This window comes from Bosea sp. F3-2, from assembly GCF_008253865.1.
In the GTDB taxonomy this organism is placed as follows: domain Bacteria; phylum Pseudomonadota; class Alphaproteobacteria; order Rhizobiales; family Beijerinckiaceae; genus Allobosea.
In genome coordinates this window covers 1,137,639-1,164,637 of sequence record NZ_CP042331.1, presented here as the reverse complement: position 1 = coordinate 1,164,637, position 26,999 = coordinate 1,137,639, and the positions used below count along the sequence as shown (strand labels likewise).

At 64.2% G+C, this 26,999-nt stretch carries 22 protein-coding genes and 3 pseudogenes; 16 read left to right on the top strand and 9 right to left on the bottom strand.

Annotated features, from left to right (window positions below):
* Nucleotides 1–2: 2 nt before the first annotated feature.
* From FQV39_RS33040 to FQV39_RS05335, 10 genes and pseudogenes are all read left to right on the top strand, one after another.
* Nucleotides 3–281: a hypothetical protein gene (locus FQV39_RS33040; protein ID WP_187640181.1), complete on the top strand. Its 279-nt coding sequence runs from the start codon at nucleotides 3–5 to the stop codon at nucleotides 279–281.
* Nucleotides 275–550 (top strand): LysR substrate-binding domain-containing protein, encoded by a 276-nt coding sequence (locus FQV39_RS33035; protein WP_187640180.1) that lies wholly within the window; start codon nucleotides 275–277, stop codon nucleotides 548–550. The genes FQV39_RS33040 and FQV39_RS33035 overlap by 7 nt, the downstream gene beginning before the upstream one ends.
* A 126-nt stretch (nucleotides 551–676) precedes the next feature.
* Entirely contained in the window at nucleotides 677–952 is a 276-nt protein-coding gene (locus tag FQV39_RS05370; protein ID WP_149129351.1) for a XapX domain-containing protein, read from the top strand.
* Nucleotides 952–2,931: an amidohydrolase gene (locus tag FQV39_RS05365; protein WP_149129350.1), complete on the top strand. Its 1,980-nt coding sequence runs from the start codon at nucleotides 952–954 to the stop codon at nucleotides 2,929–2,931. Before FQV39_RS05370 ends, FQV39_RS05365 begins: the two co-directional genes overlap by 1 nt.
* A 1-nt stretch (nucleotide 2,932) precedes the next feature.
* Entirely contained in the window at nucleotides 2,933–3,358 is a 426-nt protein-coding gene (locus FQV39_RS05360; RefSeq protein WP_149129349.1) for a DoxX family protein, read from the top strand.
* Between the two features lie 83 nt (nucleotides 3,359–3,441).
* Nucleotides 3,442–3,585, top strand: a pseudogene (locus FQV39_RS34345) (MFS transporter); the annotation flags it as partial.
* Between the two features lie 8 nt (nucleotides 3,586–3,593).
* Nucleotides 3,594–4,949, top strand: a complete 1,356-nt coding sequence (locus tag FQV39_RS05350; RefSeq protein WP_149129348.1) for an alginate export family protein — start codon at nucleotides 3,594–3,596, stop codon at nucleotides 4,947–4,949.
* Between the two features lie 148 nt (nucleotides 4,950–5,097).
* Nucleotides 5,098–5,784 carry a hydrolase gene (locus tag FQV39_RS05345; protein ID WP_149129347.1) on the top strand — a complete coding sequence of 229 codons (687 nt, stop codon included), beginning with the start codon at nucleotides 5,098–5,100 and terminating at the stop codon, nucleotides 5,782–5,784.
* Between the two features lie 117 nt (nucleotides 5,785–5,901).
* A complete protein-coding gene (locus tag FQV39_RS05340; RefSeq protein ID WP_149129346.1) occupies nucleotides 5,902–6,525 on the top strand; it encodes a hydrolase in 624 nt (207 codons plus the stop codon).
* Between the two features lie 209 nt (nucleotides 6,526–6,734).
* Nucleotides 6,735–7,796: a patatin-like phospholipase family protein gene (locus FQV39_RS05335; protein WP_187640179.1), complete on the top strand. Its 1,062-nt coding sequence runs from the start codon at nucleotides 6,735–6,737 to the stop codon at nucleotides 7,794–7,796.
* Nucleotides 7,797–7,940: 144 nt separating this feature from the next.
* On the opposite strand, the gene FQV39_RS05330 is transcribed toward FQV39_RS05335, so the two are convergent.
* Together FQV39_RS05330 and FQV39_RS05325 are read right to left on the bottom strand one after the other, a co-directional pair.
* A complete protein-coding gene (locus tag FQV39_RS05330; RefSeq protein ID WP_472840624.1) occupies nucleotides 7,941–8,570 on the bottom strand; it encodes an alpha/beta hydrolase in 630 nt (209 codons plus the stop codon).
* A gap of 64 nt (nucleotides 8,571–8,634) precedes the next feature.
* Nucleotides 8,635–9,567, bottom strand: coding sequence for a VOC family protein (locus tag FQV39_RS05325; RefSeq protein WP_149129344.1), 933 nt, complete (start codon nucleotides 9,565–9,567; stop codon nucleotides 8,635–8,637).
* Between the two features lie 135 nt (nucleotides 9,568–9,702).
* Between FQV39_RS05325 and FQV39_RS05320 the strand changes: the two genes are divergently transcribed.
* The gene (locus FQV39_RS05320) at nucleotides 9,703–10,602 is read left to right on the top strand and encodes a LysR family transcriptional regulator (RefSeq protein WP_149133674.1); all 900 of its coding nucleotides are present in this window, start codon (nucleotides 9,703–9,705) and stop codon (nucleotides 10,600–10,602) included.
* A gap of 86 nt (nucleotides 10,603–10,688) precedes the next feature.
* On the opposite strand, the gene FQV39_RS05315 is transcribed toward FQV39_RS05320, so the two are convergent.
* Both FQV39_RS05315 and FQV39_RS05310 read right to left on the bottom strand, forming a co-directional pair.
* Complete coding sequence (locus FQV39_RS05315) at nucleotides 10,689–11,549, bottom strand: alpha/beta fold hydrolase (protein ID WP_149129343.1); 861 nt, start codon at nucleotides 11,547–11,549, stop codon at nucleotides 10,689–10,691.
* A 67-nt stretch (nucleotides 11,550–11,616) separates the two neighbouring features.
* Nucleotides 11,617–12,432: an alpha/beta fold hydrolase gene (locus tag FQV39_RS05310; RefSeq protein ID WP_149129342.1), complete on the bottom strand. Its 816-nt coding sequence runs from the start codon at nucleotides 12,430–12,432 to the stop codon at nucleotides 11,617–11,619.
* 120 nt (nucleotides 12,433–12,552) lie between these two features.
* Between FQV39_RS05310 and FQV39_RS05305 the strand changes: the two genes are divergently transcribed.
* Together FQV39_RS05305 and FQV39_RS05300 are read left to right on the top strand one after the other, a co-directional pair.
* A protein-coding gene (locus FQV39_RS05305; protein ID WP_149129006.1) for an IS5 family transposase occupies nucleotides 12,553–13,307 on the top strand; the annotation gives its coding sequence in 2 pieces (ribosomal slippage) (nucleotides 12,553–12,886 and nucleotides 12,886–13,307; 756 coding nt in all).
* A 305-nt stretch (nucleotides 13,308–13,612) separates the two neighbouring features.
* Nucleotides 13,613–14,548, top strand: a complete 936-nt coding sequence (locus FQV39_RS05300) for a VOC family protein (protein ID WP_149129341.1) — start codon at nucleotides 13,613–13,615, stop codon at nucleotides 14,546–14,548.
* Nucleotides 14,549–14,962: 414 nt separating this feature from the next.
* Here FQV39_RS05300 and FQV39_RS05295 read toward each other — a convergent pair whose 3' ends face one another.
* Entirely contained in the window at nucleotides 14,963–18,430 is a 3,468-nt protein-coding gene (locus FQV39_RS05295; protein WP_187640178.1) for an adenylate/guanylate cyclase domain-containing protein, read from the bottom strand.
* 406 nt (nucleotides 18,431–18,836) lie between these two features.
* Here FQV39_RS05295 and FQV39_RS05290 point away from each other — a divergent pair, with 406 nt between their 5' ends.
* The 3 genes and pseudogenes from FQV39_RS05290 (at nucleotide 18,837) to FQV39_RS05280 (ending at nucleotide 23,585) form a co-directional block, all read left to right on the top strand.
* Nucleotides 18,837–20,729, top strand: a complete 1,893-nt coding sequence (locus FQV39_RS05290) for a potassium transporter Kup (RefSeq protein ID WP_149133673.1) — start codon at nucleotides 18,837–18,839, stop codon at nucleotides 20,727–20,729.
* A gap of 342 nt (nucleotides 20,730–21,071) precedes the next feature.
* Nucleotides 21,072–23,174 (top strand): annotated as a pseudogene (locus tag FQV39_RS05285) (arylsulfatase); the annotation flags it as partial.
* Nucleotides 23,175–23,195: 21 nt separating this feature from the next.
* A complete protein-coding gene (locus FQV39_RS05280) occupies nucleotides 23,196–23,585 on the top strand; it encodes a hypothetical protein (protein ID WP_149129339.1) in 390 nt (129 codons plus the stop codon).
* A gap of 76 nt (nucleotides 23,586–23,661) precedes the next feature.
* Here FQV39_RS05280 and FQV39_RS05275 read toward each other — a convergent pair whose 3' ends face one another.
* From FQV39_RS05275 to FQV39_RS33610, 4 genes and pseudogenes are all read right to left on the bottom strand, one after another.
* A complete protein-coding gene (locus FQV39_RS05275) occupies nucleotides 23,662–23,880 on the bottom strand; it encodes a hypothetical protein (protein ID WP_149129338.1) in 219 nt (72 codons plus the stop codon).
* A gap of 33 nt (nucleotides 23,881–23,913) precedes the next feature.
* Entirely contained in the window at nucleotides 23,914–24,303 is a 390-nt protein-coding gene (locus FQV39_RS05270; protein ID WP_248313059.1) for a hypothetical protein, read from the bottom strand.
* A gap of 687 nt (nucleotides 24,304–24,990) precedes the next feature.
* On the bottom strand, nucleotides 24,991–26,661 hold the full coding sequence (locus tag FQV39_RS05265) for an arylsulfatase (RefSeq protein WP_149133671.1): 1,671 nt from the start codon (nucleotides 26,659–26,661) through the stop codon (nucleotides 24,991–24,993).
* A gap of 121 nt (nucleotides 26,662–26,782) precedes the next feature.
* Nucleotides 26,783–26,905, bottom strand: a pseudogene (locus FQV39_RS33610) (formylglycine-generating enzyme family protein); the annotation flags it as partial.
* Nucleotides 26,906–26,999 lie beyond the last annotated feature (94 nt).

The following is a 26,999-nucleotide window of genomic DNA, read 5'->3' as shown; positions in this document are numbered from 1 at the left end:
GCATGAAGATCGAGATCTCGCGAAAGAGCGACGACGAAGCGCTGGCTTTCGCCGAAGCATCCCGCCGCGCGATGGCCCGTCTGATGGCTGTGGCAGGGCACGACCTGAAGCAGCCACTGCAGGTCGCCATGCTGTCGATCACCAGGGCGGTGGGGCAGGGCGTCACGCCGGCGGCTGGGGGGCGGCTCCGCATCGCGCTCGATGCCCTGCGGCGCGCCACTGCGGCCTGCATCCGCGATCACGGATCGGGCGGCCTGCGGTCAGCCGCCAGTCGGTGCTGAGTTCGTCGCTGGTCCCCAGGGCGCTGCATCGCTTCCGCGAGCGGCATCCGCAGAGCGAGGTCACGCTGATGGTCCTGCCGTCGCGCGACATCCGTGACGGCGTCATCTCGGGGGCGTTCGATCTCGGGCTCACCTCCGACGAGATCGATGTGAGCGGGGTAAAGCAGTGGCTGTTCGTCCGCCCGCGCCTGTCCTGCATCATGCCCGCGGGGCATCCGCTTGCTGGCCGAGGCGGCACCACATTGACGTGCCGGGCGCGCGCCCCGTGAACTCGCGTTAGCGAATTCCGGCAAAGAATCGTCAAATCGGACAAGACATCGATCGGTCTGACCGCCAGCCTCCACGGACATGATTGGCGTCCGGGGCTCGACACCCCGGCCCGGACGGAAAGTTCGATGACGAGAATCTATCTGCTTTCGTTGGGCGCCGGCCTTTTGGTCGGGGTGATCTACAGCCTGATCAATGTGCGTTCACCGGCGCCGCCGGTGGTGGCGCTGGTCGGATTGCTCGGCATCCTGATCGGCGAGCAGCTGCCGCCGCTGCTGCGGGGCTTCTGGGCCAAGGCGCCGGCGGCGCAGTCCTGGGAGCATCAGGTCAAGCCGCATGTCTTCGGCCATCTGCCCGGTGGTGCGAAGCCCCCGCAAGAGATGTCGCAAAAGGAGCGCAGCTGATGCCGACGCGACGTCAAACCACCTTTGGTGCTGCAGCCGGAGCTCTGACCGGCCTTTTCGGCAGCGCCGTCGCCCAAACTCCCGGCCAAGGATCTCGCCCCATGACCGCCGATCTCATCCTCCGCAATGGCCGCTTCACCACGCTCGACCGCAGCAACCCGACCGCGGGCGCAGTCGCGGTCAGGGACGGTGTGTTCCTCGCCGTCGGCAGCGAGGCCGAGGCGATGGCTCATGCCGGGCCGAATACGAAGCTCATCGACCTGAAGGGCCGTAGCGCATTGCCCGGCCTGATCGACAACCACCTGCACATCATTCGCGGCGGGTTGAACTTCAACATGGAGCTGCGCTGGGACGGGGTGCGCTCGCTGACTGATGCGATGAGCATGCTCAAACGCCAGGTCGCGGTGACGCCGCCGCCGCAATGGGTGCGCGTCGTCGGCGGCTTCACCGAACATCAGTTCGCCGAGAAGCGCCTGCCGACGATCGCGGAGCTCAACGCGGTCGCGCCGGAGACGCCGGTCTTCATCCTGCATCTCTATGATCGCGCCCTGCTCAACGCCGCCGCGCTGCGCGCCGTCGGCTATACCAAGGACACGCCGCAGCCGCCCGGCGGCGAGATCACGCGTGACGCCAATGGCAATCCGACCGGGCTGCTGCTCGCCCGGCCCAATGCCGCCATCCTCTACGCGACGCTGGCCAAGGGGCCGAAGCTGCCCTTCGATTATCAGGTCAACTCGACCCGGCATTTCATGCGCGAGCTCAACCGGCTCGGCGTCACCGGCGCGATCGATGCCGGTGGCGGCTTCCAGAACTATCCGGACGACTACGCCGTCATCCAGAAGCTCTCGGACGACAACCAGCTCACCATCCGCCTCGCCTACAACCTGTTCACGCAGAAGCCGAAGCAGGAGAAGGACGACTTCCTCAACTGGACGAAGACCTCGACCTACAAGCAGGGCAACGATTATTTCCGCCATAACGGCGCCGGCGAGATGCTGGTCTTCTCCGCCGCCGATTTCGAGGATTTCCGCGAGCCGCGCCCGGACATGCCGCCCGAGATGGAGGGCGATCTCGAAGGCGTCGTGCGCATCCTCGCCGAGAACCGCTGGCCCTGGCGCCTGCACGCCACCTATGACGAGACGATCTCGCGCGCCCTCGACGTCTTCGAGAAGGTCGACAAGGACATTCCGCTCAAGGGGCTGAACTGGTTCTTCGACCATGCCGAGACGATCTCGGAGCGCTCGATCGACCGTATCGCCGCGCTCGGCGGCGGCGTCGCCGTGCAGCACCGCATGGCCTATCAGGGCGAGTATTTCGTCGAGCGCTATGGTGCGGCTGCCGCCGAGGCGACGCCGCCGGTGGCGCGCCTGCTGGAGAAGGGCGTCAGGACCTCGGCCGGCACCGATGCCACCCGCGTCGCCTCCTACAACCCCTGGGTTTCGCTGTCCTGGATGGTCACCGGCAAGACCGTCGGGGGCCTGCGCCTCACGCCGCAGCGCAACTGCCTCGACCGCGAGACGGCGCTCAGGATGATGACCGAGAAGGTCACCTGGTTCTCGAACGAGGAGGGCAAGAAGGGCCAGATCGCGGTCGGCCAGTTCGCCGACCTGATCGTGCCCGATCGCGACTTCTTCGCCTGCCCGGAGGACGAGATCTCGTTCATCAGCGCGGACCTCACCATCGTCGGCGGCAAGGTCGTCTATGGCGCGCGCGAGTTCGCCAAGCTCGACGAGAGCACGCCGCCGCCGGCGATGCCGGACTGGTCGCCGGTGCGCACCTTCAAGGGCTATGCCGCCTGGGGCGAGCCGGAGGGCGCCGGCAAGAACTCGCTGCGGCGTACGGCCATGACGAATTGCGGCTGTGCCAGCTCCTGCAACGTCCATGGCCACGACCATGCCGGCGCCTGGTCGAGCACGCTGCCGGTCGGCGATCTGCGCAGCTTCTGGGGCGCGCTCGGCTGCGCCTGCTGGGCGGTGTGAGATGGCGGGGAACGACCATCGCGCGGCGGTGCCGCGAACGGGCGCGCTGCGCTGGTTCGCGCTGCTCCTGCTCTGTGCCGCCTATATCCAGGGGCCGGTGACCAAGATCCTCGATTTTCCGGGCGCCATCGCCGAGATGACCCATTTCGGCCTGTCACCCGCGCCGCCCTTCGCCGTCGGCGTGATCGTCTTCGAACTCGGCGCGAGCGCGCTGATCCTGATCGGCCGCTGGCGCTGGCTCGCGGCGCTGGCGCTTGCCGGTTTCACGTTGGTTGCGACCTTCATCGCCGTGCGCTTCTGGGAGATGCCGGAGGGCCAAGGGCGGATGATGGCGATGAACGCCTTCTTCGAACATCTCGGCCTGATCGGCGGCTTCATCCTGGTCGCGCTCGACGACCTCGCCCGCAAGAAGGAGGCGAACCGATGAGCGTCACCACATCTCCGGCCGCAACTTCCAGCTTCGCGCCATTGCGCCAGACCGTCTTCGCCGTGCTCTGGGCGGCGACCATCATCGGCAATATCGGTGCGGCGCTGATGGCGCCGACCTGGCAAGCGGTCGTGCCCGAGCTCGTCGGCAAGGTCGACCTCAAAAGCGCCGTGGCGCTGAACTCGCTTGGCATCGACATCTTCCGTGCCATCGGGCCCAGGCAAGGTGTAACGGCATGAGGTGGCTGCGCTCGATCGCACCGGCGGGACTGTGCTGGCTCGCCTTGAGCAGCTTTGCCGTCGCGCAGACCAAGGCCACGGCGCCCGATCCCGTGCCCGAGCGCGACCCGTTCGCGGCCCTCAAGGACATTCCCCTGACGCCGGACGGCGCGGTCAAGCTCAGCCTCGGCGGGCAACTGCGCGTCCGCTCCGAATTTTCGCGCCATCCCGTCTTCGGGCTGGCACTGCCTGAGCACAACAACGGCCTGCTGATCCGCTCGTTCCTCTCGGCGGATCTGCGCCTGGGGCCTTATCTGCGCACCTTCGTCCAGTTCGTCAGCGGCCAGGCGCCGATCTGGAACGGGCCGCCGCCGGCGACCCAGCTCGACCGGCTCGACTTCCTGCAGGGCTATGGCGAGCTGAGCCTGCCGATCCCGACCGGCAATCTGATGCTGCGTGGCGGGCGGCAGGAAATGAGCTTCGGCTCGTCTCGTCTCGTCTCAGTGCGAGAGAGCCCGAACGTGCGGCGTGCCTTCGACGGCATCCGCGCCGCCTGGATCACCTCACCTGAAGCGCGCATCGACGCCTTCCTGGTGCGGCCGGTGCTGCCGTTGACCGGCCTGTTCGACGACAAGTCCGACCCCGGGCAGGCGTTCTGGGGCGTCTATGGCACGAGCCCGGTCCCGGGCATCCCCGCGCTGAAGGCCGATCTCTACTATCTCGGCCTGAACCGGCAGAACGCCCGCTTCGCTCAGGGCACGGCGGACGAGCATCGCCAAACAGTCGGCACCCGGCTCTTCGGCAAGGCGAGCGGCTTCGACTGGAATGTCGAGGCCGCCTGGCAGTTCGGCCATTTCGGGCGCTCCGATATTCGCGCTTGGACCGTTTCCGGCGAGTTCGGCTACACCTTCACGGATCTGCCCTTCGCGCCGCGGCTGGGTTTCAATGCCGACGCGATCAGCGGCGACGGCAATCTGCGCGACAACACGCTCGGCACCTTCAACCCGCTCTTCCCGAAACTGCCCTATTTCTCCGAAGCCAATCTGACGGCGCCGGCCAACCTCATCGACATCCAGCCCAACATCACGCTGACGCTCCTGCCCAAGGTCAAGCTGACCGTCGGCTGGAACCCGCTCTGGAAACAGGCCAAGGCCGACGCCTTCTACGGTCCGGCGATCACGCCCGTTCCGCGCACCGCAGGCGGCGCGGGCCGCTATCTCGGCCATCAGATATCGACCACATTGGAATGGAGCCCGACAGAGCACCTGACTCTCGGTGGCACTTATGTCGCTTACGAGCCCGGTCAACGCATCCAGCAGGCAGGAGGCGTCTCAGGGTCCTTTGCCGCCGGCTGGGCTACTCTGATCTTCTAGAGAGATGGAACGGTCTTCGCGGAAATCGTCAATCCGCGCAGCAGATCGACAATCCGAACGGCCCATTCCCAGTGATAGTGCTGTCGCCCGCACAAGGGCGACAGCCTTGCCAGACGTCTGATCAGCGGATCGTTATCCGGAGAGCACCATGTCCAAGTACCTGGAAGTCCTGACCCCGAAGAACTGTCAGCTCATCTTCATCGACCAGCAGCCGCAGATGGCGTTCGGCGTCCAGTCGATCGACCGGCAGGTGCTGAAGAACAACGTCGTCGGCCTGGCCAAGGCGGCGAAGGCCTTCAACATCCCGACGACGATCACCACGGTCGAGACGAACAGCTTCTCCGGCCATACCTATCCGGAGCTGCTGGCGGTGTTCCCGCAGAACAAGATCCTCGAGCGCAGCTCGATGAACTCCTGGGACGACCAGAACGTGCGCGATGCGCTGGCCGCCAACGGCCGCAAGAAGGTGGTGGTTTCCGGCCTGTGGACCGAGGTCTGCAACACCACCTTCGCGCTCTGCGCCATGCTGGAAGGAGGCTACGAAATCTACATGGTGGCGGATGCCTCCGGCGGCACCTCCAGCGACGCGCATAAATACGCGATGGACCGCATGGTGCAGGCCGGCGCCGTGCCGGTGACCTGGCAGCAGGTGCTGCTCGAATGGCAGCGCGACTGGGCGCATCGCGAGACCTATGATGCGGTCATGGCGATCGTGAAGGAGCATTCCGGCGCCTATGGCATGGGCGTCGACTACGCCTACACCATGGTCCACGACGCGCCCGAGCGCGTCGCCCATGGCGAGACCATCGGGCCGAACGCCGCCAAGGTGAGCTGAGCGAGCGATGATGCCGCTGCGGGCGCACCGGCGCCCGCAGCGGCATGGCCCCCAATATGCCAAGCGCGCGCCTGCTCCGAGACCCCATAGGAGCCGGCCGCCGGGGAGGATCGGATCATGGTGAAGTCGCTTCTCGACAAGGACAACTGCGCGCTCGTCTTCGTGGACCAGCAGGCCGGGCTCGCCTTCGGCGTCGGCTCGGAGGATCGCCAGACGCTGCTCAACAACGCGTCGGGACTGGCGCGGACGGGCAAGGTGTTCGGGCTGCCGATCGTCGCATCGATTTCCGCGACCAAGGTCTATAGCGGCCCGATGATGCCGGCCGTGCACCGTTACATCCCGGAGGTCGTGCCAATCGACCGGCGCAGCATGAACGCCTGGGAGGACGACGCCGCGCGCAACGCCATCATCGCGACAGGCCGCAGGCGACTTCTGGTCTCCGGCCTGCTGACAGAAGCCTGCGTCACGATGCTTGCGCTTTCCGCTGCTGAGGAAGGCTATGAGGTCTTCGTCGTCGGGGATGCCTGTGGCGGCCTGACGCCGCAGAGCCACGAACTCGCGCTGCGGCGCATGGAATCTGCCGGAATCCTGATGACGAGCTGGATCCAGGTGTTGCTGGAACTGCAGCGGGACTGGACTCGCCACGACACTTACGACGGCGCCCGCGCCATCGTCGAGGATCACGCCGGCGGCTACGGCATTGGCCTGGCCTATGCCCGCGACATGATCAAGCCGAGCTAGACGCCGAAGCCTTTGGCACGAGCCCCGGGGGGAAGGCCATGCCGTCGCCGCCAACGAAAAAAATCCGCAAGCGCCGCTTATGCGCGGTGCTCCTATCGGTTGCGCTCGCATCCGGTTGCGTCGGCGGTTCGGACCGGGCTTCTGTCCCTGCCTCCCTTGCCTCTGCTGCACGTGTCGAACATGTCGACCTCGCTCGCTTCTGGGGTGATTTGGTCACCCCGGAAATCCGCTCCGTCATCGAGCGGCAATACGAGCAGGCATACCAGGCGGTTCTGTCGGGGCGGCGGCCGGCCAGCGCCTTGCGGCATGCCGATTTTCTGGCGATTTCCGGAGGTGGCGCGGATGGGGCATTTGCTGCCGGATATCTGACGGGATGGACCGAGCGGGGCGACCGCCCGCAGTTCGAGGTCGTGACCGGCGTCAGCACGGGCGCGCTGGCGGCTCCCTTCGCTTTCCTCGGCCCCCGTTATGACGGGCAGCTGCAGGAGGTCTTCACCCTCTACGGCGACAGCGATATCTACAACAGCCTCGGCCTGGCGGGCGTGATTGGCCGCGGCCTTTACGACAGCGCGCCGTTGCGCAGGCTGATCAGCCGCTATCTCATCGACGAAATGATCGAGGCGATCGCGACGGAATACCAACGCGGTCGGCGCCTCCTGATCCAGACCACCAATATCGACGCTCAGCGCCCCGTGGTCTGGGATCTTTCGGCGGTCGCCGCAAGCCAGTGGCCCGAACGCCGCGAGCGCATGATCGACATCCTGCTTGCTTCGGCCGCGATTCCGGCCGTGTTTCCGCCTGTACGGATCGATGTGCAGGTGGACGGTGCGCGTCGGGAGGAATTGCATGTCGATGGCGGGACGGTGGCGCAGATTTTCTTTGCCCCGCCTGACATCGGGCTCAGCCGTTTCGAGCGCCGGCGCTTCGGCGGCACCCGCTCGCGGACGCTCTATCTGATCCGCAACGGGCGACTGCTTCCGCAATATGCGACGACCGAGGAAACGGTGATCGGGATCGCCCGGCGCGCCATCGAGACACTCGTCAAATACCAGACGGTTTCCGACTTGGTCAGGCTGCAGCTGCAAACGACGGCCGCGCGCGCCAGGCTGTTCTATGCGGCGATCCCGGATCGGTTCACCTTGAGCGCCAAATCCGAGTTCGATCGCGATTACATGCAGCAGCTCTTTGCCGTGGGGCAGGAGGAAGGGCGCCGTGGAAGCTGGCGAACCAAACCTCCGCTCACGCCGATACAGGCTGGAAGCACCGACTAACCGGAATCCCGGCACCGCTGGGCCGGGGATCCCGCGCGCCTGCGGCCAAGTTGATCGTTGCCGCGTTCGAACGCGTGCAATCGACAGGCGGCCGCAGCGATGCAGGCCGCCCATTGCTGACGAGCGACGACGGGGCCGGCGCCTTTACACGGATAGGAAGTGCGCGGTGGCGACGATTTCGGCCTCGCGCATCTCGTGGCCCCCCTCATGCCACAGCATCTCGACCTTGGCGCCTTGACCGAGGAGCCATCTTTCCAGCCGCTCCGTGAGTGGCGCCGGGCAGATCGGATCGCGGCGGCCCGCGGTGATCAGCACGTCGACCTTCGACAATTCCGGCTGCGGTGCCGGCTCGAAGGGGATCAGCGGATGCATCAGCACAGCGCGGTCGAACAGCCCGGGAGCGGCGAAGATGGTGGAGGCGAGGATGTTCGCACCGTTCGAATAGCCGATTCCATAGACCTTGGCCCCGGGATTCGCCGCGCGATGTGCACGGACGAAGCCGATCATCTTCTGCGTGCGTGCGGCGAGATCCGGCATGTCGTACACACCTTCCCCGTTGCGGCGGAAGAAGCGGGCCGCGCCATGTTCGGACACGTCACCGCGGGGGGCGACGATCCCGGCGCGGGGCAAGATCTGCGATACGAGGCCAGAGAGCTGCCTCTCGTCTCCGCCCGTGCCGTGGAAGGCGAAGACCAGCGGCGCGCCGGGCTCCGCCGGCTTGGCGTAGTGGTGGTAGGCGTTCGCATCGGACGTCATGTCCACCTGGGCGTTCATCGGGGGGCAGCTCCTTGTTGGGCGTGTATGGCGACCCGCCGCGGGGGCGGGTCGTTGGTTCGGCTCAGTCCTTGATCGGGGGGAGGACGCGCTCGATCTGCTCGCGCAGATGAGCGTGCTGGTGCGGCAGCTTCAGCGCCTCGCCGAGATGGGCGGTGTCCTCATCCCGTGCGAAGCCGGGTTCGTTGGTCGCCACCTCGAAGAGTACGCCGCCGGGCGACCGGAAATAGATTGCCCAGAAGTAGTCGCGGTCGATCTGCGGGGTGACCTGATAGCCGGTATCCATCAGGGCCTTGCGTACCTCCGCCTGGGCGGCCTTGTTATCGACGGCGAAGGCAACATGGTGCACGGAGCCTGCACCCTGCCTGGCGCCGTCGGCGCCCGGCAGCGTCTCGATATCGACGATGTCGGCTCCATTGCCGCCCGGCACCGCATAGCGCGTGACCGCATCCTGCTTGTCGACCACCTCGTAGTTCATGAACTTCAGCAACTCGCCCGTTGCCCCCTCGTCGCGCAGGCGCAGGGTGACACCGCGGAAGCCGTGAACGCCCTCGGAGGACGGAACCGGCCCGTCTGCAAAGGGGAGGCGCTTGTCGTCTTGGATGCCGACCAGGGAGAAATTGTCGCCGTCCGGCCCCTGGAAGCGCAGATGCTTCTCGCCGAACAGGGTCGCCTCGCCGAGCCCGCCGACGCCGGCCTTCTCGAGCCGCTCCTTCCAATAGGGCAGGGCTTCCGGCGGTACTGCGAACTGCGTCTCGCCGACCTCGCCCGTCCCGCGCCGCCCCTTGGCGATATGCGGGAAAGGAAAGTAGGTCATCACCGTTCCAGGCGTTCCGATCTCGTCGCCATAATAGAGGTGGTAGACGTCCGGAGCGTCGAAATTGACGGTCTTCTTGACGCGGCGCAGGCCGAGCGTGTGGGTGAAGAAGCTATTGTTGGTCTGGGCATCTGCCGCCATCGAGGTGACGTGATGAAGACCCTTGATCTGCTTGAGCATGGCTTTGCCTCCGAATTCCTGGGCCAGGGCGTCGCCCCGGCTTCCTCCGAAAGATGGGCCAATCCTTCCGTTGCTTGAATAGATGAATTTCTCACCTTATTATTGCAAGAATCGCGATAATGGAGGTGCCTGGTGATCGGCGAACTGGAAGCGGTCCGCGTCTTCCTGGCGGTGGCCGAAAAGCGCGGCTTCGCCGCCGCCGCAACCGCTCTGGGCATGACACCGAGCGCAGCCACCCGGGCCGTCGCGGCACTGGAGGCGCGGCTCGGTGTGCAGCTGTTCATCCGCACGACGCGGACGGTGGCGCTGACCGCCGCCGGGGCTCTCTATGCCGAGCGCGTGCGCCCGCTCACCGAAGGGCTGGAGCGGGCAGCGCAGGAGACGCGTGAAACGCAAGGATTGGTCGCGGGCACTCTGCGCATCGCTGCACCGCTGTCGCTGGGGCTCAAGGTGCTGCCGTCGATGCTGACGCAGTTCGGGTTGGCCCACCCCTCCGTCCGGGTGGCGCTGAGCCTGACCGATGCCTTCGTCGATATCCTCGATGGGAGCGTTGACCTCGCCATCCGCATCTCGGGAGTGCCGACGGACAAATCGACGATCTGGCGCAAACTATGCCCCGTGCCACGACTCCTGGTCGCCGCTCCCTCCTATCTTTCGGCGCGTGGCACGCCCGGAAGCCCTGAAGAGCTTGCGGAGCACGAATTGCTCGCCTATGGCGCCGATCCCGCGGGCGAAAGCTGGGAGCTTCGGCACGAGGGGGCGGGCAGCACGCAGCGCGCGGCCGGCCGCGTCCGCGCCGATAGCGGCGATCTGTTGGCCGAATTGGCCGTCAACGGCGACGGCATCGCGCTGCTGCCGCGCTTCATCGTCGCCGACGCTCTCGCTGCGGGGCGCCTCGTGCCGGTTCTGGAGCCGTGGCGGCCGGGTGATCTGTGGCTGACGCTATACTACCCGCCCTACGAACGCCTGCCGCTGCGGGTTGCGACCTTTTCCGATTTCTTCGAGATCTACGTGACGCAGACGCGCCCCCTCTGACCGAATGCGTTTGAGCCAAAGGAGCTGCGGTTCGAGCTCCTTCGCCAAATTTGATGCCGATAACGTGCGCGGTGCCGGCCGTCGTGTCAGCCAACCCAACCCTCAAGGAAATTGAGCAGGAGTTGATTGACGATCGCAGGCTGCTCCTCCTGGGGGAGATGGCCGCATTTCTCGATGGGGTAGGCCACCAGATCGTCGGCGAACTCCGCCCACACCTTGGCCATGTCGAACAGCCGGCCGACGGCGTGGAAATCGTTGCCCCAGAGTGACATGACCGGGCACTGGATCTTCACGTCGGCGTCCGCGAGGTCCTGCGCGATATCCTCGGCATTGGCGCGGTAGTCAGACATGGCGCCGCGCACCGCGCCCGGCGCCTGATAAGCCCGCACATAGGTGTCGAAGGCCTCGCCGGAAATCGTGGACGGATCATAGGTCCAGTCGGAGAAGAAGTGGCGCAGCCAGATGTGCTCCCGGCCAGCGATCAAGGCCTCTGGAAGATCCGGGACAAGGTGGAACAGGAAGAACCAGTACGATTTCGCGATGGCCGCATTCAGGTCGCGCGCGACGATCCGGGTCGGGACGTTATCCATGACCACGAGCCGGTTAACGAGGTCCGGATAGTCCTTCGCGAAGCGGGTGGCGACGCGCGCGCCGCGATCATGCCCGACGAGCGCGATCTTCGGCAGGTTCAGCGCAGCCATCAGCTCGCGGATGTCCTTCGCCATGTTGCGCTTGTCGTAGCCGCTCGTTGGCTTGTCGGTTTCGCCGTAGCCGCGCAGGTCCGGCGCGATCACCCTGTAGCGCTCCGCCAGGACCGGGATCTGATACCGCCAGGCGTAGTTGGTCTCGGGGAAGCCGTGAAGAAGGACGACCGGCGCACCTTCGCCGGCCTCGACGACGAACTGGCGGATGCCGTTTGCCTGGATGGTATAGCGCTTCTGGTCCATCGCTCGCCTCCGACCGAATGTCCGGGAACTAGCCGAAGGCGCAGGCCGCGCTCCGGCCAGCGGGATTTCACTCTGCTATGAAGTCGAGGAGGTCACGGTTGAGGCAGTCCTTGTGCGTCACGGTCGTCGCGTGCGGCGCGCCTTCATAGACATCGAGCCGCGCGCCCTTGATCATCTTGGCCGCTAGCGCGCCGGTCGCCTGCAGCGGCACGACGACGTCGTCGCCGCCGTGAATGACGAGGGTGGGCACGTCGATCTTGGCCATGTCGGGCCGGAAGTCGGTTTCCGAGAAGGCCGTGACGCAGTCGATCGTGGCCTTGAGCGAGGCCTGCAGCCCGATCTGGACCGTCTGCCTGAAGATGCCGGGCGAGACCGTCTGGCCGCGGTCGGTTCCGTAGAAGAGCGGATTGAAGTCCTCGAGGAACTGCGGGCGATCCCTGAGGAGCCCGGCCCGGATGCCGTCGAACAGCGACTTGTCGGGGCCGTCATGGTCGGCGGTCTTCATGAACAGCGGCGTCACGGCACTGATCAGCACGAGCTTGGAGACCCGGCCGGCTCCGTGCCGCGCGACATAGCGCACGATGTCGCCGCCGCCCATCGAGAAGCCGACGAGCACCGCGTCCTTGAGGTCGAGTGAATCCATGAGTACGGCGATGTCGTCGGCCATGGTGTCGTAATCGTAGCCCGACCAGGGCTGGCCCGAGCGTCCGAAGCCGCGCCGGTCGAAGGCGATGCCGCGATAGCCGGCCGAGGCGACGGCGAGCATTTGCTCGTCCCACATGTCAGCGCTCAGCGGCCAGCCATGGCTGAAGAGGACAGGCCTGCCCGTACCCCAGTCCTTGAAGTAGATGTCCGTGCCATCCTTCGTCTTTACTGTCGCCATGTCGGATCGGGCCTCTCGCGCGGTGCGGCACCTGCCGCTTTGGTTTCGTTCGAGAAGCTAGGCTCAGGACCTATTAAATTGGTTTGATCTGTGATTCACGGTGTCTGGGAGGATGCCGTGATGGGTGATTTGTTTTTGCTGAGCGAGCGCCAGATGGCGAGGATATCGCCGCATTTTCCGCTCTCGCATGGCGTGCCGCGGGTCGACGATCGTCGCGTGGTGAGCGGCATCGTCTACGTCATCCGCAACGGCCTGCAGTGGAAGGACGCGCCCAAGGACTATGGCCCGCACAAGACGCTCTATAACCGCTTCATCCGCTGGAGCCGGCTCGGCGTCTTCGACCGCATCTTCGCCGGTCTTGCCGGCGAAGGGCCGAAGCCGGAGCGGATCATGATCGACGCGACGCATCTGAAGGCGCACCGCACGGCGGCGAGCCTGCTCAAAAAGGGGCTCTTCCCCGTCGTATCGGGCGCACCAAGGGCGGGCTGAACTCCAAGCTCCACACCGTCTGCGACGATACCGGCCGCCCGATCATCATGCTGCTCTCGGAAGGCCAGATGAGCGACCACAAGGGCGCAAGCCTCGTGCTCGTGGCCCTGCCGCCAGCCAAAACCCTCATCGCCGATCGCGGCTACGACAGCGCCGCGTTCCGCCAGGCGCTGGTCGCCAAAGGCATCGAACCCTGCATTCCATCGAGCAGAAGCCGGAAAACCCCTTATCCCTACGACAAGACGCTCTATCGCCAGCGCCACAAGGTCGAGAACCTCTTCGCCAAGCTCAAAGACTGGCGGCGCATCGCCACACGCTACGACCGATGCGCCCACACCTTCTTCTCGGCAATCTGTATCGCCGCTACCGTCATCTTCTGGCTCTGATCAACGAGTCCTGAGCCTAGATCAAGGACCGCGAGGCGGCTTGTCGGTCTGCCGCATGATTTGCCATTTTTCTGCGCCGCGCGGGGGCGGCAGAGCTGCTACTGCGGAACCTGGTCCGATTGATTTCGCAGTATTACCGAAGCAAGAGGGAGGCCCGACGCTCTCGTCCAAATGACCGCGCCATTATCCAAGACGCCCGTCAAAATCTGTTCTGAGATCGCGGTGCGGGCGCGGATCAATCTGGCACATTGCAGCCAAGCCCGGGCGTTTGAGCAGCCACGCCGTGACGGCGGAGGATTGCAAGGATGACGGTGCGCGGACTGCATCATGTCACGGCCATTGCGACGAATGCTTCGCGCAACCTCGACTTCTATACGCGGGTGCTCGGGCTACGTTTGGTGAAGAGGACCGTGACCCATGAGGATCCCGGGGCTTATCACCTGACCTATGGCGACGCCGAAGGAGGCCCAGGCAGCCGCTTCTCGTTTTTTTCCTGGTCGAGCGCGGTCGACGCGCGCCAGTGGGCGCGCAGCGATGAATCGATCTCTTTCGCCATCGCTCCAGATGCCGTCGACTGGTGGGAAAGGCGGTTCGCCGCCTCGGAAGTGCCATTTCTGCGAGGGCTTGCGCCGGACGGAAGCCCTCAGCTCAGTTTTGAGGATCCCGATCGGACGGTGCTGACATTCGTGGCCTCCGAGTTTGCCTCCGGAGCACCATGGGCATGTCCGGATATTCCGTTGGCCTTCGCCGTTCGCGCGCTCCGAGGAGTGACGTTGAGTATACGCGGGACGGAGCTGATGACCCGGCTTCTCACGGATGTTCTTGGGTTTGTGGAAATTGGGCGTGAAGCTGACCGGATCGAATTCTCCGCGCATGGCAATGCTGGCGGATGGTTCTGTTTGCACCAACGTCAGGGCCGGCCGCGCCCCAGACTCGGAGCAGGGGCGATTCATCATGTCGCATTCCGCGCCAGAGACGACGCCGATCTGGCTGCCATAGCGGAAAGCTTGCAGGAGCGCTTCGACATCAGCGCTAGCCCGATCAAGGACCGCTACTATTTTCGCTCGATCTATTTTCGTGGCCCGGACGGCCTGCTGATCGAGGTCTCGACGGATGGTCCCGGCTTTTTGATCGACGAGACGCGCGAGAACCTGGGAGCGCGTCTGATCTTTCCGCCCAGCCTACAGGACCGGCAGGAGGAACTGCTCCGCATCCTCCCATCGCTTGATCGGTTTCGCTAGAGCACGCGCCGATCTGACTGCAACGCAGCAGATCGGAGAACGCGTTCTCTCACTTAAGTTTAGAGACGGATTCACCGATCAGGTTGATTCAACCTGATCGGATCCGGCTCTAGCTTCGCTGTCGATGATGCTGGAGCGAAGCGTCATGGTCAGTTCGCTTCCTGACGGAGTAGCCGAGATTTCTCCGGTCCATGGCGGAAAAGATCCCCGGTCTCTACACGGCTTTGCCCATAGCGCTGACTAAGCGGCCGCGTTTACCCTCCGCATTACGGTCGCCGACAACCTCATTCCTGGCGGTCCCATCGAGCAGACCTCGGAATTTGTTCTAGCGCGTCGGTAATCGCTGAGGCGCAGCCCGATTGAAGCCGCCCCTGCCATCGGCAACTGGGGGCAAGTAACAGGGGCTCCGGTTCGTCACGTCGTAGACGCGCCACAACCCTCCGGCAACCACAGCTTCATCTCCATGGCCCGCAGCATCTGGACGGCAGCCCTCAGCTCAATATGAGCCTCATGCGTTCTTCCCGTGCGACGATAGAGCCTACCGAGACCGAGATGGCACTGGGCCCTAAGGGGGCGCATGTCCAGTTCCTCGGCCAGCTTCTGCGCTTCGCCGTAGCGAGACTCGGCTTCGTCGACGTGGGGCGGATCGCGGCGCGCGGCGATTTCACCGAGAAGGCGGAGCGCCTGCGCCTCGTAAGCGCGTCCCCTGCTTTCCCTGGCGGCGTTCAGGGCGCGATCGGCGAGTGGGGTTGCTTGCTGCAGCCGGCCAGCCAGCAGAAAGCCTTCACAGGCCGAAATCCCAAGGCGGATCTCGGCCGACCCGGTCTTGGAGCTGAGTTGGGTCATTGCTTGTTCTAGGAACGGCACCGCTTCGGTGGGGCGGCCATCAAGGGCATGTGCGACGCCCAACAGTGAGCTGGCAAGGGCACCTTGGCGCGGGAGGTTCCAGCGATCGGCCAGTGCGCAACACTGCTCGAGCAAAGGCATCGCCGCGGGGAGATCGCCCTGTGTGATGTAGAAATGGGCGAGCCATGTTCTCAATGCGGCTTGACTAAAGGGTTGGTCAAAGGCTTCCGCGAGTTGGATGGCATCTGCGGCATGGGTTCGTCCTTCTGCGAATTCACCGGTGTCGCCCAGGCACAAGGCCAACAAGCCGCGAGCGAGCACCGCTGGATAACCGGTCATGCCGAAGCGCTCACGGATCAGCTCGCCCTGGAGTGTGGCCACGATCCATTTGAAACCGTCGATCGCCTGCCGATAATCACCCTGCTGCCAGTGCGCAAAGGCCAGATAGAACGTTGCCAGGACGCGGAGCGGGACGTCGTCGAGCGTGCGGCCAATCGCAAGGGCGCGCTGACCGGTCTCGATGGCGCGCTGGTTGTCGCCCAGCGTGAAGCAGTAGGAATAGGACAGCCAGGAGAGGGTGCGAGCGAGCCGGCGCTGGTCGCCCAAGCTCTCGGCGATGGCCTCGGCTTTGCGAAGGTGGTCAAGGATCTGCTGAAACTCCCCGAGCGGAAGCAGCGGCTGTCGCAGATCGAAGCGCAAATCGACGGCCTGCTCCTGCGTGACACGCGTCTCTGGACGGTGAGCAAGGGCAGCGAGCGCCTGCTCGAAGAAGACCGCGGCCTCCCGATTTGCCGAGCGGGCCACGCCCTTGTGCCCGGCCTGGCGCGCGTAGCTCACCACCTTTTCCCAGCACTCTCCTCGCTGGGCGTGGTGGGCCAAGCGCTCGACGTGCTCAGCCAGTCGCTCGGCATAGAGCGTCTCGATGGCACCGACGATGCGGGCATGCAGGGCCTTGCGCCGCTCCTGCAGCAGACTGCCATAGGCCACCTCATGGGTCAGGGCGTGCTTGAACGTGAATTCGAGCACCGGGAACAGATTGGTCTCGTAGAGAAACTCCGCTGCCTGAAGATGGGCCAGACCGACCCTCAGGATTTCCTCCTCGGACGGATGTGCCGTCGCATCCGCCGTTTCGACGGTGATCGCTCGCAAGAGCGCAAAGGGCACGTCCTTGCCGATCACGGCGCTTGTCTGGAGCAGTCGCTTCTCATCTGCTGGAAGTCGGTCGATCCGAGCCGCCAGGACAGCCTGAACCGTTGCAGGCACCCGGATTTCCGCGACTTCCGCCGCCAGCCGATAGGCTCCCCGTTCACCGACAAGAGCGCCGGTTTCGGCCAGCGTGCGGACGCACTCCTCCAGGAAGAACGGATTCCCTTCGGTTCGTCGGATTAGGAGACGTTTCAGGTCCCGTGGCGGCGGCGCCTTCCGCCCGTCCGCCGCATCCTGCTTCGCGAGTGGGGACGCGGCCCCGTCTCGACCGTCGCCGGCCGTCCCCAGCAGGGCATCCAGCAACGCCTCGGCGCCGTCCTCTCCGAAAGGGTCGATCCGCAGTTGAGTGTAGTAGGTCTTGCCGCCCCAGCTATGTGAGCATTCGGGGCGGTAAGTCACGAGCAGCAGGATCCGGGCTGTGGGTAGCCCTTCGACAAGGCTGTCCAGCAGGGCTTTGGTCTCTGAATCGATCCAGTGCAGATCCTCGAAGACCAGCAGCAGCGGTTGCTCGCGGCTCTCGCGCAGCAGCAGGCGTTTGAGCGCGTCGAGCGTTTGCCGGCGCCGTTTCGGCGGATCGAGAGCCTGCCAGGCCTCATCCTCGACGGGCGCGTCGAGCAGGGCCAGAAAGGCCGGCAGGTCTGGCTCCAGTTCGCGGTCCAGCGTGAGCAGTTTGCCAGTGAGCTTCTCGCGGATCATGCGGGAGCCGTCACGGGGCTCGATCCGACAATGGGCCTTGAGCATTTCGATCACCGGCAGCCACGATGTGGCCTTGCCGTAGGAGACCGAACCACTGTCCAACACCAGCCACTCCCGGGTGCGGTGAGAATGGGTGACCTCCCAGACGAGCCGCGATTTCCCGACGCCAGGCTCGCCTACCAAGGCGATCACCTGGCCATGACCGGCACGCGCTGGTTCCAGAGCCGAGTGAATTGCGCTCATCTCGGCGTCACGCCCGACGAAACGCGTCAGGCCGCGGGCCGCCATCGCCTGCAGACGCGTCCGTGCGACACCGATGCCCAGCAATTCGAAGAGCTCGACGGGTCCGTCCAGCCCTTTGATCGCGACAGGCCCCACCGTCCGGACCTGAACGTATCCTTCCACCAGCCCAAGCGTGTCCGCGGCGAGCAAACAACTGCCTTCGCGGGCAAGTTGCTCCAGGCGTGACGCAAGATGGACGGTCTGGCCCATGGCACTGTAGTCCATGTGCAGGTCGTCGCTGATCATGCGTACGACCACCTCACCACTGTTCAGCCCGACACGTGCCTCCACCAGAGTCCCATGGGCCCGTCGCACCTGCTCCGTGTAGCGGCGCATCCCGTCCTGAAGCGCCAGTGCGGCATAGCAGGCCCGGAGGGCGTGGTCTTCGTGAGCGATCGGCGCACCGAACAGAGCCATGATCCCGTCGCCGAGGGCGCGGCTCACTGTCCCCTCGTAGCGATGGACAGCATCCATCATGACCTTGAGGGCGCCGTCGAGAAGCGTTTGGGCCTCTTCGACGTCCAGTTCCCTGATGAGCTCGGTCGAGCCTTTGATGTCGGCGAAAAGCACCGTCACCTGCTTTCGCTCGCCCTCGACCCCACCCCGAGAGGCGAGGATCTTTTCGGCCAGGTGTGGGGGCGTGTAGCTCGATGGTGAAGGGGCCGGCGCCTTCGCATCACGATCGAATGCCGGCGTCGGCCCGGCCAATTGTTCGCCGCACTCGATGCAGAAGCGGCTGTTCGGGCGGTTGCTGTGACCGCAGCGTGGACACGGCGCGCCCAAACTCGCGCCGCAGGCCCCGCAGAATTTAGCCGCAGCAAGATTGTCTACGTCGCAGGCCGCGCAGCGCATGGATATTGCCGCCCCACGTCGGTGCTCGCCAGGCATTGACCCAACGGTGATTGTAGACCCGGCTCAACCGAATGTCCGCCCTCAAGCAAGGAGATTGGGCGGCGAGAGTCGGCAATGGGACGGGAACGTTGGTCGAGGGGGCGGCACCCTATCGGCACAAGCATGGATAAGACGGAACGAGGTTACCATTGTCCCCTTTGGATCCTAGTTGATCTCCGCATGTCGAGTGGCGGGAAAGGCCGCGCACCGCGAGCGGAGGCAAAGCGGCTCGATAGCAATCTCAAGTCGCCGCAGCAGTGCAGCAAATGCGCCGATCCTGTCTTGCTGCAAGCGCAGCAGCGTGTCCTATTTCCATCATAATGGGGAGGGACGGCTCATGGCCCATGAGGTTCTGTCACAGGACGGCATGCCGTCCGATCATGATCACAGCGGCTCCGTCCCCGCCCTGGCTCTTGGGGCTCTGGGCGTCGTCTACGGCGACATCGGCACCAGCCCGCTCTATGCACTGAAGGAGGCCGCACGCGCCGCCAGCGCCGGGGGGACGCTGGAACCGCAGGCGGTGATCGGCTGCGTCTCGATGATCCTGTGGGCGCTGATCCTGATCATCTCGATCAAGTACTCGATCTTGATCCTGCGCGCCGACAACCGCGGCGAAGGCGGCATCATGGCGATGCTGGCGCTGCTCAGGGCACGCCATGCCAAGCCAGGCTCGATGCGCGCCTATGTGCTCGTGGTCGGTCTCGTCGGCGCCGCCCTGCTCTATGGCGACGGCGCCATCACGCCGGCGATTTCCGTGCTCAGCGCCATAGAGGGCCTTAAGGTCGACGCACCGATGCTGGCGCCGGCCGTCGTGCCGTTGACCGCCGCAATCCTGATGGGCGTCTTCCTCGTTCAGAGCAAGGGCACGGGCTTCATCGGCAGGCTTTTCGGGCCGATCATGCTGCTGTGGTTCCTGGCGCTCGCCCTTCTCGGCATCCGGGGCATTCTGATGGCACCGGGCATCCTCGTCGCGCTCAACCCGTTCAATGCCCTCGACTTCATCACACACGCGTCCCCGCTCGTCGGCTTTGCCGTGCTGGGCGCCACCTTTCTGGCTGTGACCGGCGGCGAGGCGATGTACGCGGATATGGGCCATTTCGGCCCGATGCCTATCCGCCTTGCCTGGTTCACTATCGTGCTGCCGGCGCTGATGCTCAATTATTTCGGCCAGGGCGGCTTGCTCCTGGCCGATCCGGCAGCCATCGAAAACCCGTTCTACCAGCTCGCCCCGGACTGGGCGCACTACCTATTGATCTTCTTTGCCACGGCGGCCGCCGTCATCGCCTCGCAGGCGGTGATCACCGGCGCCTATTCACTCACTCAACAGGCCGTGCAGCTCGGTCTCTTCCCCGCGGTCCACATCAAGCACACGGCTCATGAGCAGAAGGGGCAGATCTACATCCCGATCGTCAACTGGATGATCTGCCTGGCGACACTGACCTCGGTCTTCATGTTCCGCTCGTCCGATGCGCTGGCCGGCGCCTATGGCATCGCGGTCTCGTTGCTGATGGCCATCACCACCGGACTCGCAGCGCTGATCGCCCTCAAATGGCGCTACAGCCTGATCCTTGTCGTGGCGGTCAACGGCTTCTTCCTGCTGGTCGACCTCGCCTTCTTCTCCGCCAACCTGCCAAAGCTGCATGAAGGCGGCTGGTATCCGCTGGTCCTGGCGCTGGTGTTGGTGGTGATCATGCTGACCTGGCGGCGCGGCCTCGCTCTGGTGGAGGCGGCGCGCGGCCGCCAACGGGAGCCGGAGAAGGCGTTTCTCGCCATGCTGGCGACGAACCCGCCAGTGCGCCTGCCGGGCACTGCCGCCTTTCTGGCCTCGGCCGCCCGCGGGCTTCCGCTCTCGCTCACGCATTTCGTCCGCCACAACCACGCCCTGCACGAGCGCATTCTTCTTGTCACCGGCAAGCTGGAGGAAATCCCGCGCGTATCCGACGAAGACCGCATGGAGGTCATCGAACTCGCCCCCGGCGTCACCCGCGTGATCCTGCATTTCGGGTTCATGGAGACACCACGCATTCCCGACGGCTTGCGCTGCGGCGCCGATCGCGGCCTTCTGCCGGGCGTCGATCTCGACCAAATGTCGTACTATATTGGCCGCGAGACGATCATTCCGCGCGAGGACATTGCGGGAATGGCCGTGTGGCGCGAGTCGCTCTACTCCTTCATGCAGCGCAATGCCGAGCGCTCCGCCGCCCATTTCCACATCCCGGCAACGCAGGTCGTCGAGGTCGGCGTGGAGATCGAGATCTAGTCGCCACGATCGAACCGAGGCAGCGAGCTCGCAGTCTTTATCGATCGGCGGAACGAGCCGACCGCATAGGACAGCCCGGTGATTGACCTGCGCTTGCTTCCAGGGCCCCCTGCGGTTCGAGAATGTGTGCTTCGCGGCGGTCCCTCTCTTAAGGCGCAGATCACAAGTCCATCGCTTCGTTGGTTCTGCTGAACAACGATACTGACCTCCGCGAGAGCCGCGAGGGCCATTGGTACGATCGAGAGGTTCACTCAGTCGCTACCTTCCAAGCAAGGCCCAGACCTCCAGCTTGCTCAAGGGTCTGGAGCCTGTCGGAGCCGCCAATGTGGATGGCGCCGATGAAGATCTGCGGCACAGGGGCTGCGGTATACTAATTTCCACTCGACTGCGCTCTGCTCGCCGACGCGGGCGGCGATCATAACGGGGCGCAATCATCACTCGGTGGGGGCTGGCGTCGTCGGGGAAATCGCGACCGGATATCCCGGCTATGATTCGATCATCCCGATCGAAAAAGGCACGATCGGCACGATCCTCAAGGCGAACGGGTATGCGACCTCATGGTTCGGCAAGAACCACAACACGCCGTCGTACCAGTCGAGCCAGGCCGGGCCGTTCGAGCAATGGCCCAACGGAATGGGCTTCGAATACTTCTACGGCTTTGTCGGCGGCGACGCGAGCCAATGGCAACCCAACCTGTATCGCAATACGACGGCCATCTATCCCTTCCAGGACAATCCCGGCTGGAATCTGACCACCGCGATGGCCGACGAAGCCATCCAGCACATGAAGCAACTCAAGGAGATCGCGCCTGACAAGCCGTTCTTCGTCTACTATGTGCCGGGTGGTTACCCATGCGCCACATCATCCGACGCCCGAGTGGGTCAAGAAGATCGGCGACATGCACTTGTTCGACGAGGGGTGGAACAAGCTGCGGGAGACCATTTTCGCCAATCAGAAGCGGTTGGGCATCATGCCCCAGCACGCCAAGCTGACGCCGTGGCCCAAGGAGCTTCCTGAATGGGATTCGCTGGGCGAGTTGGAGAAGAAGCTCTTCATCAAGCAGGCCGACGTGTACGGGGCCTATCTCGCCTACACCGATAACGAGATCGGCCGGGTCATCCAGGCGGTCACCGACCTCGGCGAGCGCGACAACACGCTGATCATCTATATCAGCGGCGATAACGGTGCGAGCGCGGAAGGCATGCTCAACGGCACGCCGAACGAGTTCACCACCTTCAACGGTGTCCCCGTGCCAGTGAACGCCCAGTTTCTCTGGTACCCGTTCTGGGGTTCGGACACGACATTCCCGCATTTTGCTGCGCCCTGGGCCTGGGCGATGAGCACGCCGTTCAAATGGGTCAAGCAGGTGCCGTCGCATTTCGGCGGGACCGCCCAGGGCATGGCCATCTCTTGGCCCGGCCACATCAATGATGTCGGCGGCATTCGGCGCCAGTTTCACCACGTCATCGACATCGTCCCGACCATCCTCGAGGCGACCGGCATTCCGCAGCCCGAAATGATCAATGGCATCAGGCAGAGCCCTGTCGAAGGGGTGAGCATGATGTACACATGGGACAAGGCCAGCGCTGAGGCCCCGACGCGGCACGCGACGCAATATTTTGAGATGCTGGGCAATCGCGCGATCTACAGTAACGGCTGGATCGCGGCGACGACGCCTGTGACACGCCCCTGGGAGCTGAGCACCGCTCCGCCCCCCGATCTCGACGCGTACACATGGGAGCTTTACGACCTCAAGGAGGATCCCACCCAGTTCAACGATCGTGCGGCCGCGATGCCGGACGAGGTGAAGGAACTGCGGGCGCTCTTCGATTCGGAGGCGAGGAAGTACAACGTCCTGCCGCTCGACAACACCACCTTGCTGCGCTGGAACACGCCGCGCCCAAGTCTCACGGCCGGGCGAACTGTCTTCACTTATTCAGGCGAATTGACCGGTGTGCCGCCTAGCGCCGCGCCGAGCATCCTGAACAAGTCCTACACCATCACCGCCGAGGTCGATGTTCCCGAGGGCGGCGCGGAAGGCATGATCGTCACCGAAGGAGGGCGTTTCGGCGGCTGTGGTCGGGACCGGAATTGAGCGCCGGCAAGCACACCATTACCTTCGACTTCAAGTCGGACGGTCCGGGCCTGGGCAAGGGAGGGACCGGGGTGCTCTACGTCGATGGCCAGGAGGTGGATCGGAAATCGATGCAGCACTCCATGCTTGTCACCTTCCCGGAAGACGAGAGTTTTGACGTCGGCCAGGACACTCGCACCGGGGTTGCGCTGCTGGAGTACCGCTACGACCCGCCGTTCAAGTTCACGGGCAAGATCAACAAGCTGACATTCAAGCTTGAGCCGCAGGTCACGGCCGTCGCGGACTCGAAGGCAGAATTGGGACCTACGCAAGCACCAGAGCCGGATCCTATCGAAGAGGCTAAACAATAGCGTCGCTTGGTCGACATGCTCATGTCCGAACGCAGAATCGGCAGGCCACTGCTCGCAGTCACGGGCGCACTGGAGGCTGCGACAGGGTTGGGGCTGCTCCTGGCGCCTTCGGTGGTCGTCGAGTTGCTGCTGGGTGCAGCACTCGGCACACCCGCCGGAACGACCCTTGGCCGTGTGACGGGGATTGCGTTGCTCGCGCTCGGCGTTGCCTGTTGGCTCGCCCGCGATGAAGCATCCCCCGAGGCCAAAGGGTTGGTCACAGCCCTGCTGCTCTACAATGTCGGCGTGGTCGCGGTCCTCGTCGTTGCTTGGGCGGGCCTGAGGCCAGTCGGCCTCGCATTTTGGCCAGCGGTGCTGGCTCATGCCGGGCTAACGGGCTGGTGCGTGGTGTGTCTGGCGATGCGCGCCTAGCTGCTCTGTCAGTGCAGTTCTTTCGAATGTCTTGTCCTGGAACGAGAACGGATTTGCCGATACGTTGCTCTTAACGTCAGCTTTCCACCCGGGGATCGCCCCGGGTCGTGACGCGTCTGACGAAATCGGTGATCGACGTCTTGGTCGGACCGTCGTTCCAGGACGGAAGCTGCTCCGTCTGTGCGTTCGCCGACGATGATGGAAGGCATAGGGGCGGGATGAGAGTTGGCAGAGCAGCCAGCGTGCCAAGCAGCACGCGGCGGCTGAGATGGACCCGGGAGTTGGTGGGCTTCATGTTGGTCTCCCGTCAACACGTGAGAAATCCGCCTCAATACATGAAAGGCGCGTCCCAGGGGCCGAAGTCGAAGCTGGTCTGCATCATCGCGGCGGTCATCTGCCGCTCGTCGGCCAACCTCTGCTGGAACACCATGCTACGATACTGGGCGTAGGCTGCCTGGTTGCCGAAATAGACACATTGGCAGACGATCGGATCGGCGTAGACGTAGACAATCTGTGAGTTCTTGGTTTGCTGAACGAACTTGTTGGGCGGCAGCTTCTTCATCGCCGCGATGCGCTGCGGCGTGTTCGCGGGCTGTGGCGTGAAGCCGGCCGCCGATAGCAGGTCTTCCTTCTGCTGCACCACCTGTTGTGTGGACTGGCAGCCTGCCAGGGCCAGCCCGAACGCGATCGCAAATCCGGCTACGGCATATTTCGTCACGACGTCCTCCCATGATTACGGTCTGCACGCGCCAACTCGACCTGAACGCTTGCATTGCAGCCTCCCGGTCTTCTTTCCTGCCAGGCTCGGGCACAGAGCGAGCAGGCATTCACTTGCGTCGTTCGGCCCTCATGCTGAGCCGGGCCGCGTCAGTCTGTTGCGGTCCGGCTCGGCATCGAACTCAATCACCCGTAGGGGCCCCGAGTAGGTAGTCCTTTTGCAGTTGCCGACTCGTCGAAGGACGGAGCGACTGGCACTCTGCCCAGTAAGCGCTTTTGGGCTGCCGATTGACGGGATCGGCACAAATCCGGGCGAGCTCGGTCTGCCTGGCCTGCGGTGTCTGGCAGGCTGACAGGGCAATGCCAGCGAGGAGCGGCAGGCATATCAATCGAATGACGGTCATTGTCGTGCCTCCCTTTTGAAACCAGGTCTGGTGGGTATGATTGCCGAGCCACCAACGATCGCCTGGGTGCCGGCGAAACGGTCTCCGACCGGATTTCTGTCTCATCTGCGCTCGGCTGCGATGACCCAGGCATCGAAATTGTCCAAACTGCCTCAGAGTGCTCATGGCAGACAGTCGTACGCACGAAGAGCGAGGGAAGCGGCCGCCCCATTCGGGACAGCCGCGTTGTGGCTTTCGTCAGGGGGCAGCTCCGATAGAGCTGCCCGTCGTTCACTTCGCATTGCCTAGTTGCCGGGCTTGTTCTTGATTGCCTGATCGATTTGCCGTTTCACAGCTTCCAGATTGAAAGAGGCCGGGTCCTGCATCGGCGGGTAATCGATCGCGGTCCGAGCCAGCTTGGCGACTTCTTCCTGAACGGAGACGAACCGCCAGAATTCTCGGGCGTAGAAGTCGTTCATGTAACCGCCGCCCAGGTCATTGAGGCTCTGGCCACCGATCGACGGGGTTCGCTCGAAGGGGTCCTGGCGGATATTGACCATGGTCGGCATATCGGTGGTGGCCTTCGCGCCCGGCCAACCCTGCGGCTGCTGATAGAACTGGAACTTGAAGTTCTCGATCCGAACGGCGCCGAGCTGCGGACCGCCGAAGTAGAAGAACTCACGCCGCGCAGACGGGCCATTGCCTTGCAGGAGATCAAGCTGGTTGTAGCCGTCGAGGTGATTTTTGTAGGTCCGGTCGCCCAACGCCACACCCTTCAAGAGCTGGCCGGTGATGTCGCTGTTGCCCGCCGCGGCGAGGAGCGTCGGAAACCAATCCAGCGCCGAGAAGATGCCGTTCTCGACCGTGCCCGGCTTGACCTTGCCCGGCCAACGGATGATCGCAGGCGCCCGGAAGCCGCCTTCCATGACCGTTCCCTTTGTCCCTTTGAAAGGGGTCATGCCGCCATCGGGCCAAGTGAAGACTTCCGCTCCGTTGTCGGTGGTGAAGATCACGATCGTGTTGTCTGCTTGGCCTGAATCTTCCACGCATTTCAGCAGAGCGCCGACGCTGTCATCGAGCTGCGCCATCCCCGCCTCTTCAAGGCCGTAGTTGGTCTTGCTGTTCATGAGCGCCTGATATTTTGGCGACAGGAACGTCCAGACGTGCATGCGGGTCGTGTTGTGCCAGACAAAGTACGGTTTTCTGTCAGTTTTGGCCTTGTCCATGAAGTCGCACGACGACTTGACCAGCACTTCGTCGAACGTCGTCATGTCATATTTTGCTTTTGGCGTGATGTCGTGCATGTTGGGCACGTTGGCCATGTTGGGGAAGGGCGCCAGAGGTCCCTCGTCCACGATCCTCTGCTTGCCGATCTTGCCCCAGCGCGGCATTTCGGTAGCGTCGTCCACGTTTGTTGCCCAGGTGTGCAGCAAATTGCGGGGGCCGACCTTGTCGCGGTAGGATTGGTCGTCTGGGAACGAATACCAGTACGGATCGGACATCGCGTCGAGGTGGTAAAGATAACCGAAGAACTCGTCGAAGCCGTGCAGCGTCGGCAGAAACTTGTTCAGGTCGCCCAGATGGTTTTTCCCGAACTGGCCGGTGGCATATCCCAGAGGTTTGAGAGCAGAAGCGATCGTCGCCGCCTGGGCGGGCATGCCGACATCCGCACCCGCTTGTCCGACGGTGGTTAAGCCCGTGCGCAGCGGGATCTCGCCGGTGATGAAGCTTGCCCTGCCTGCGGTGCAGCTGGCTTCGGCATAGTAATCAGTGAACATCATTCCCTGCCCAGCCAGCCTGTCGAGGTTGGGCGTCTTCCCGGACATTATCCCTCGGTGATAGGCGCCAATATTGAACCAGCCCACGTCGTCGCCCATGATCACGAGGATGTTCGGCCGTGGTGGCGCCTGTGCCGGGGCTTGCGCTCCGGCTGGTGTCAATGCCGCCGCACAGATCAGCGCGGACGCGCCCAGCAGAGCCGTTCGCGACGCGTCGCGCGCGCCGGCAAGCAGGCACGTCAGCCTGGATCGACTATCCGTGGAAGCGGTGTTGCTCGTTTCAGCGAGAATTCCATGTTGCACGACATCTCCTCCTCTTTCAGCTCTCTGGAACTCCTCGTCGGACGCATCGGAAGCCGATATGGCTTGCCGAGGTGTCGACGAGTTGGGGGTGGCGAGCCGCCGGGCGGTAGCGGCGGCAGTGGTCGGGTGCGCACAGATAGTGAGCGTCAGACCCCATGCGGAACGTGCCGCCCGGAATAAAGATCATGGGCACCGGGAAGCCAGGTTCCCTGTCTCTTGCAGCAAGCGTTGGC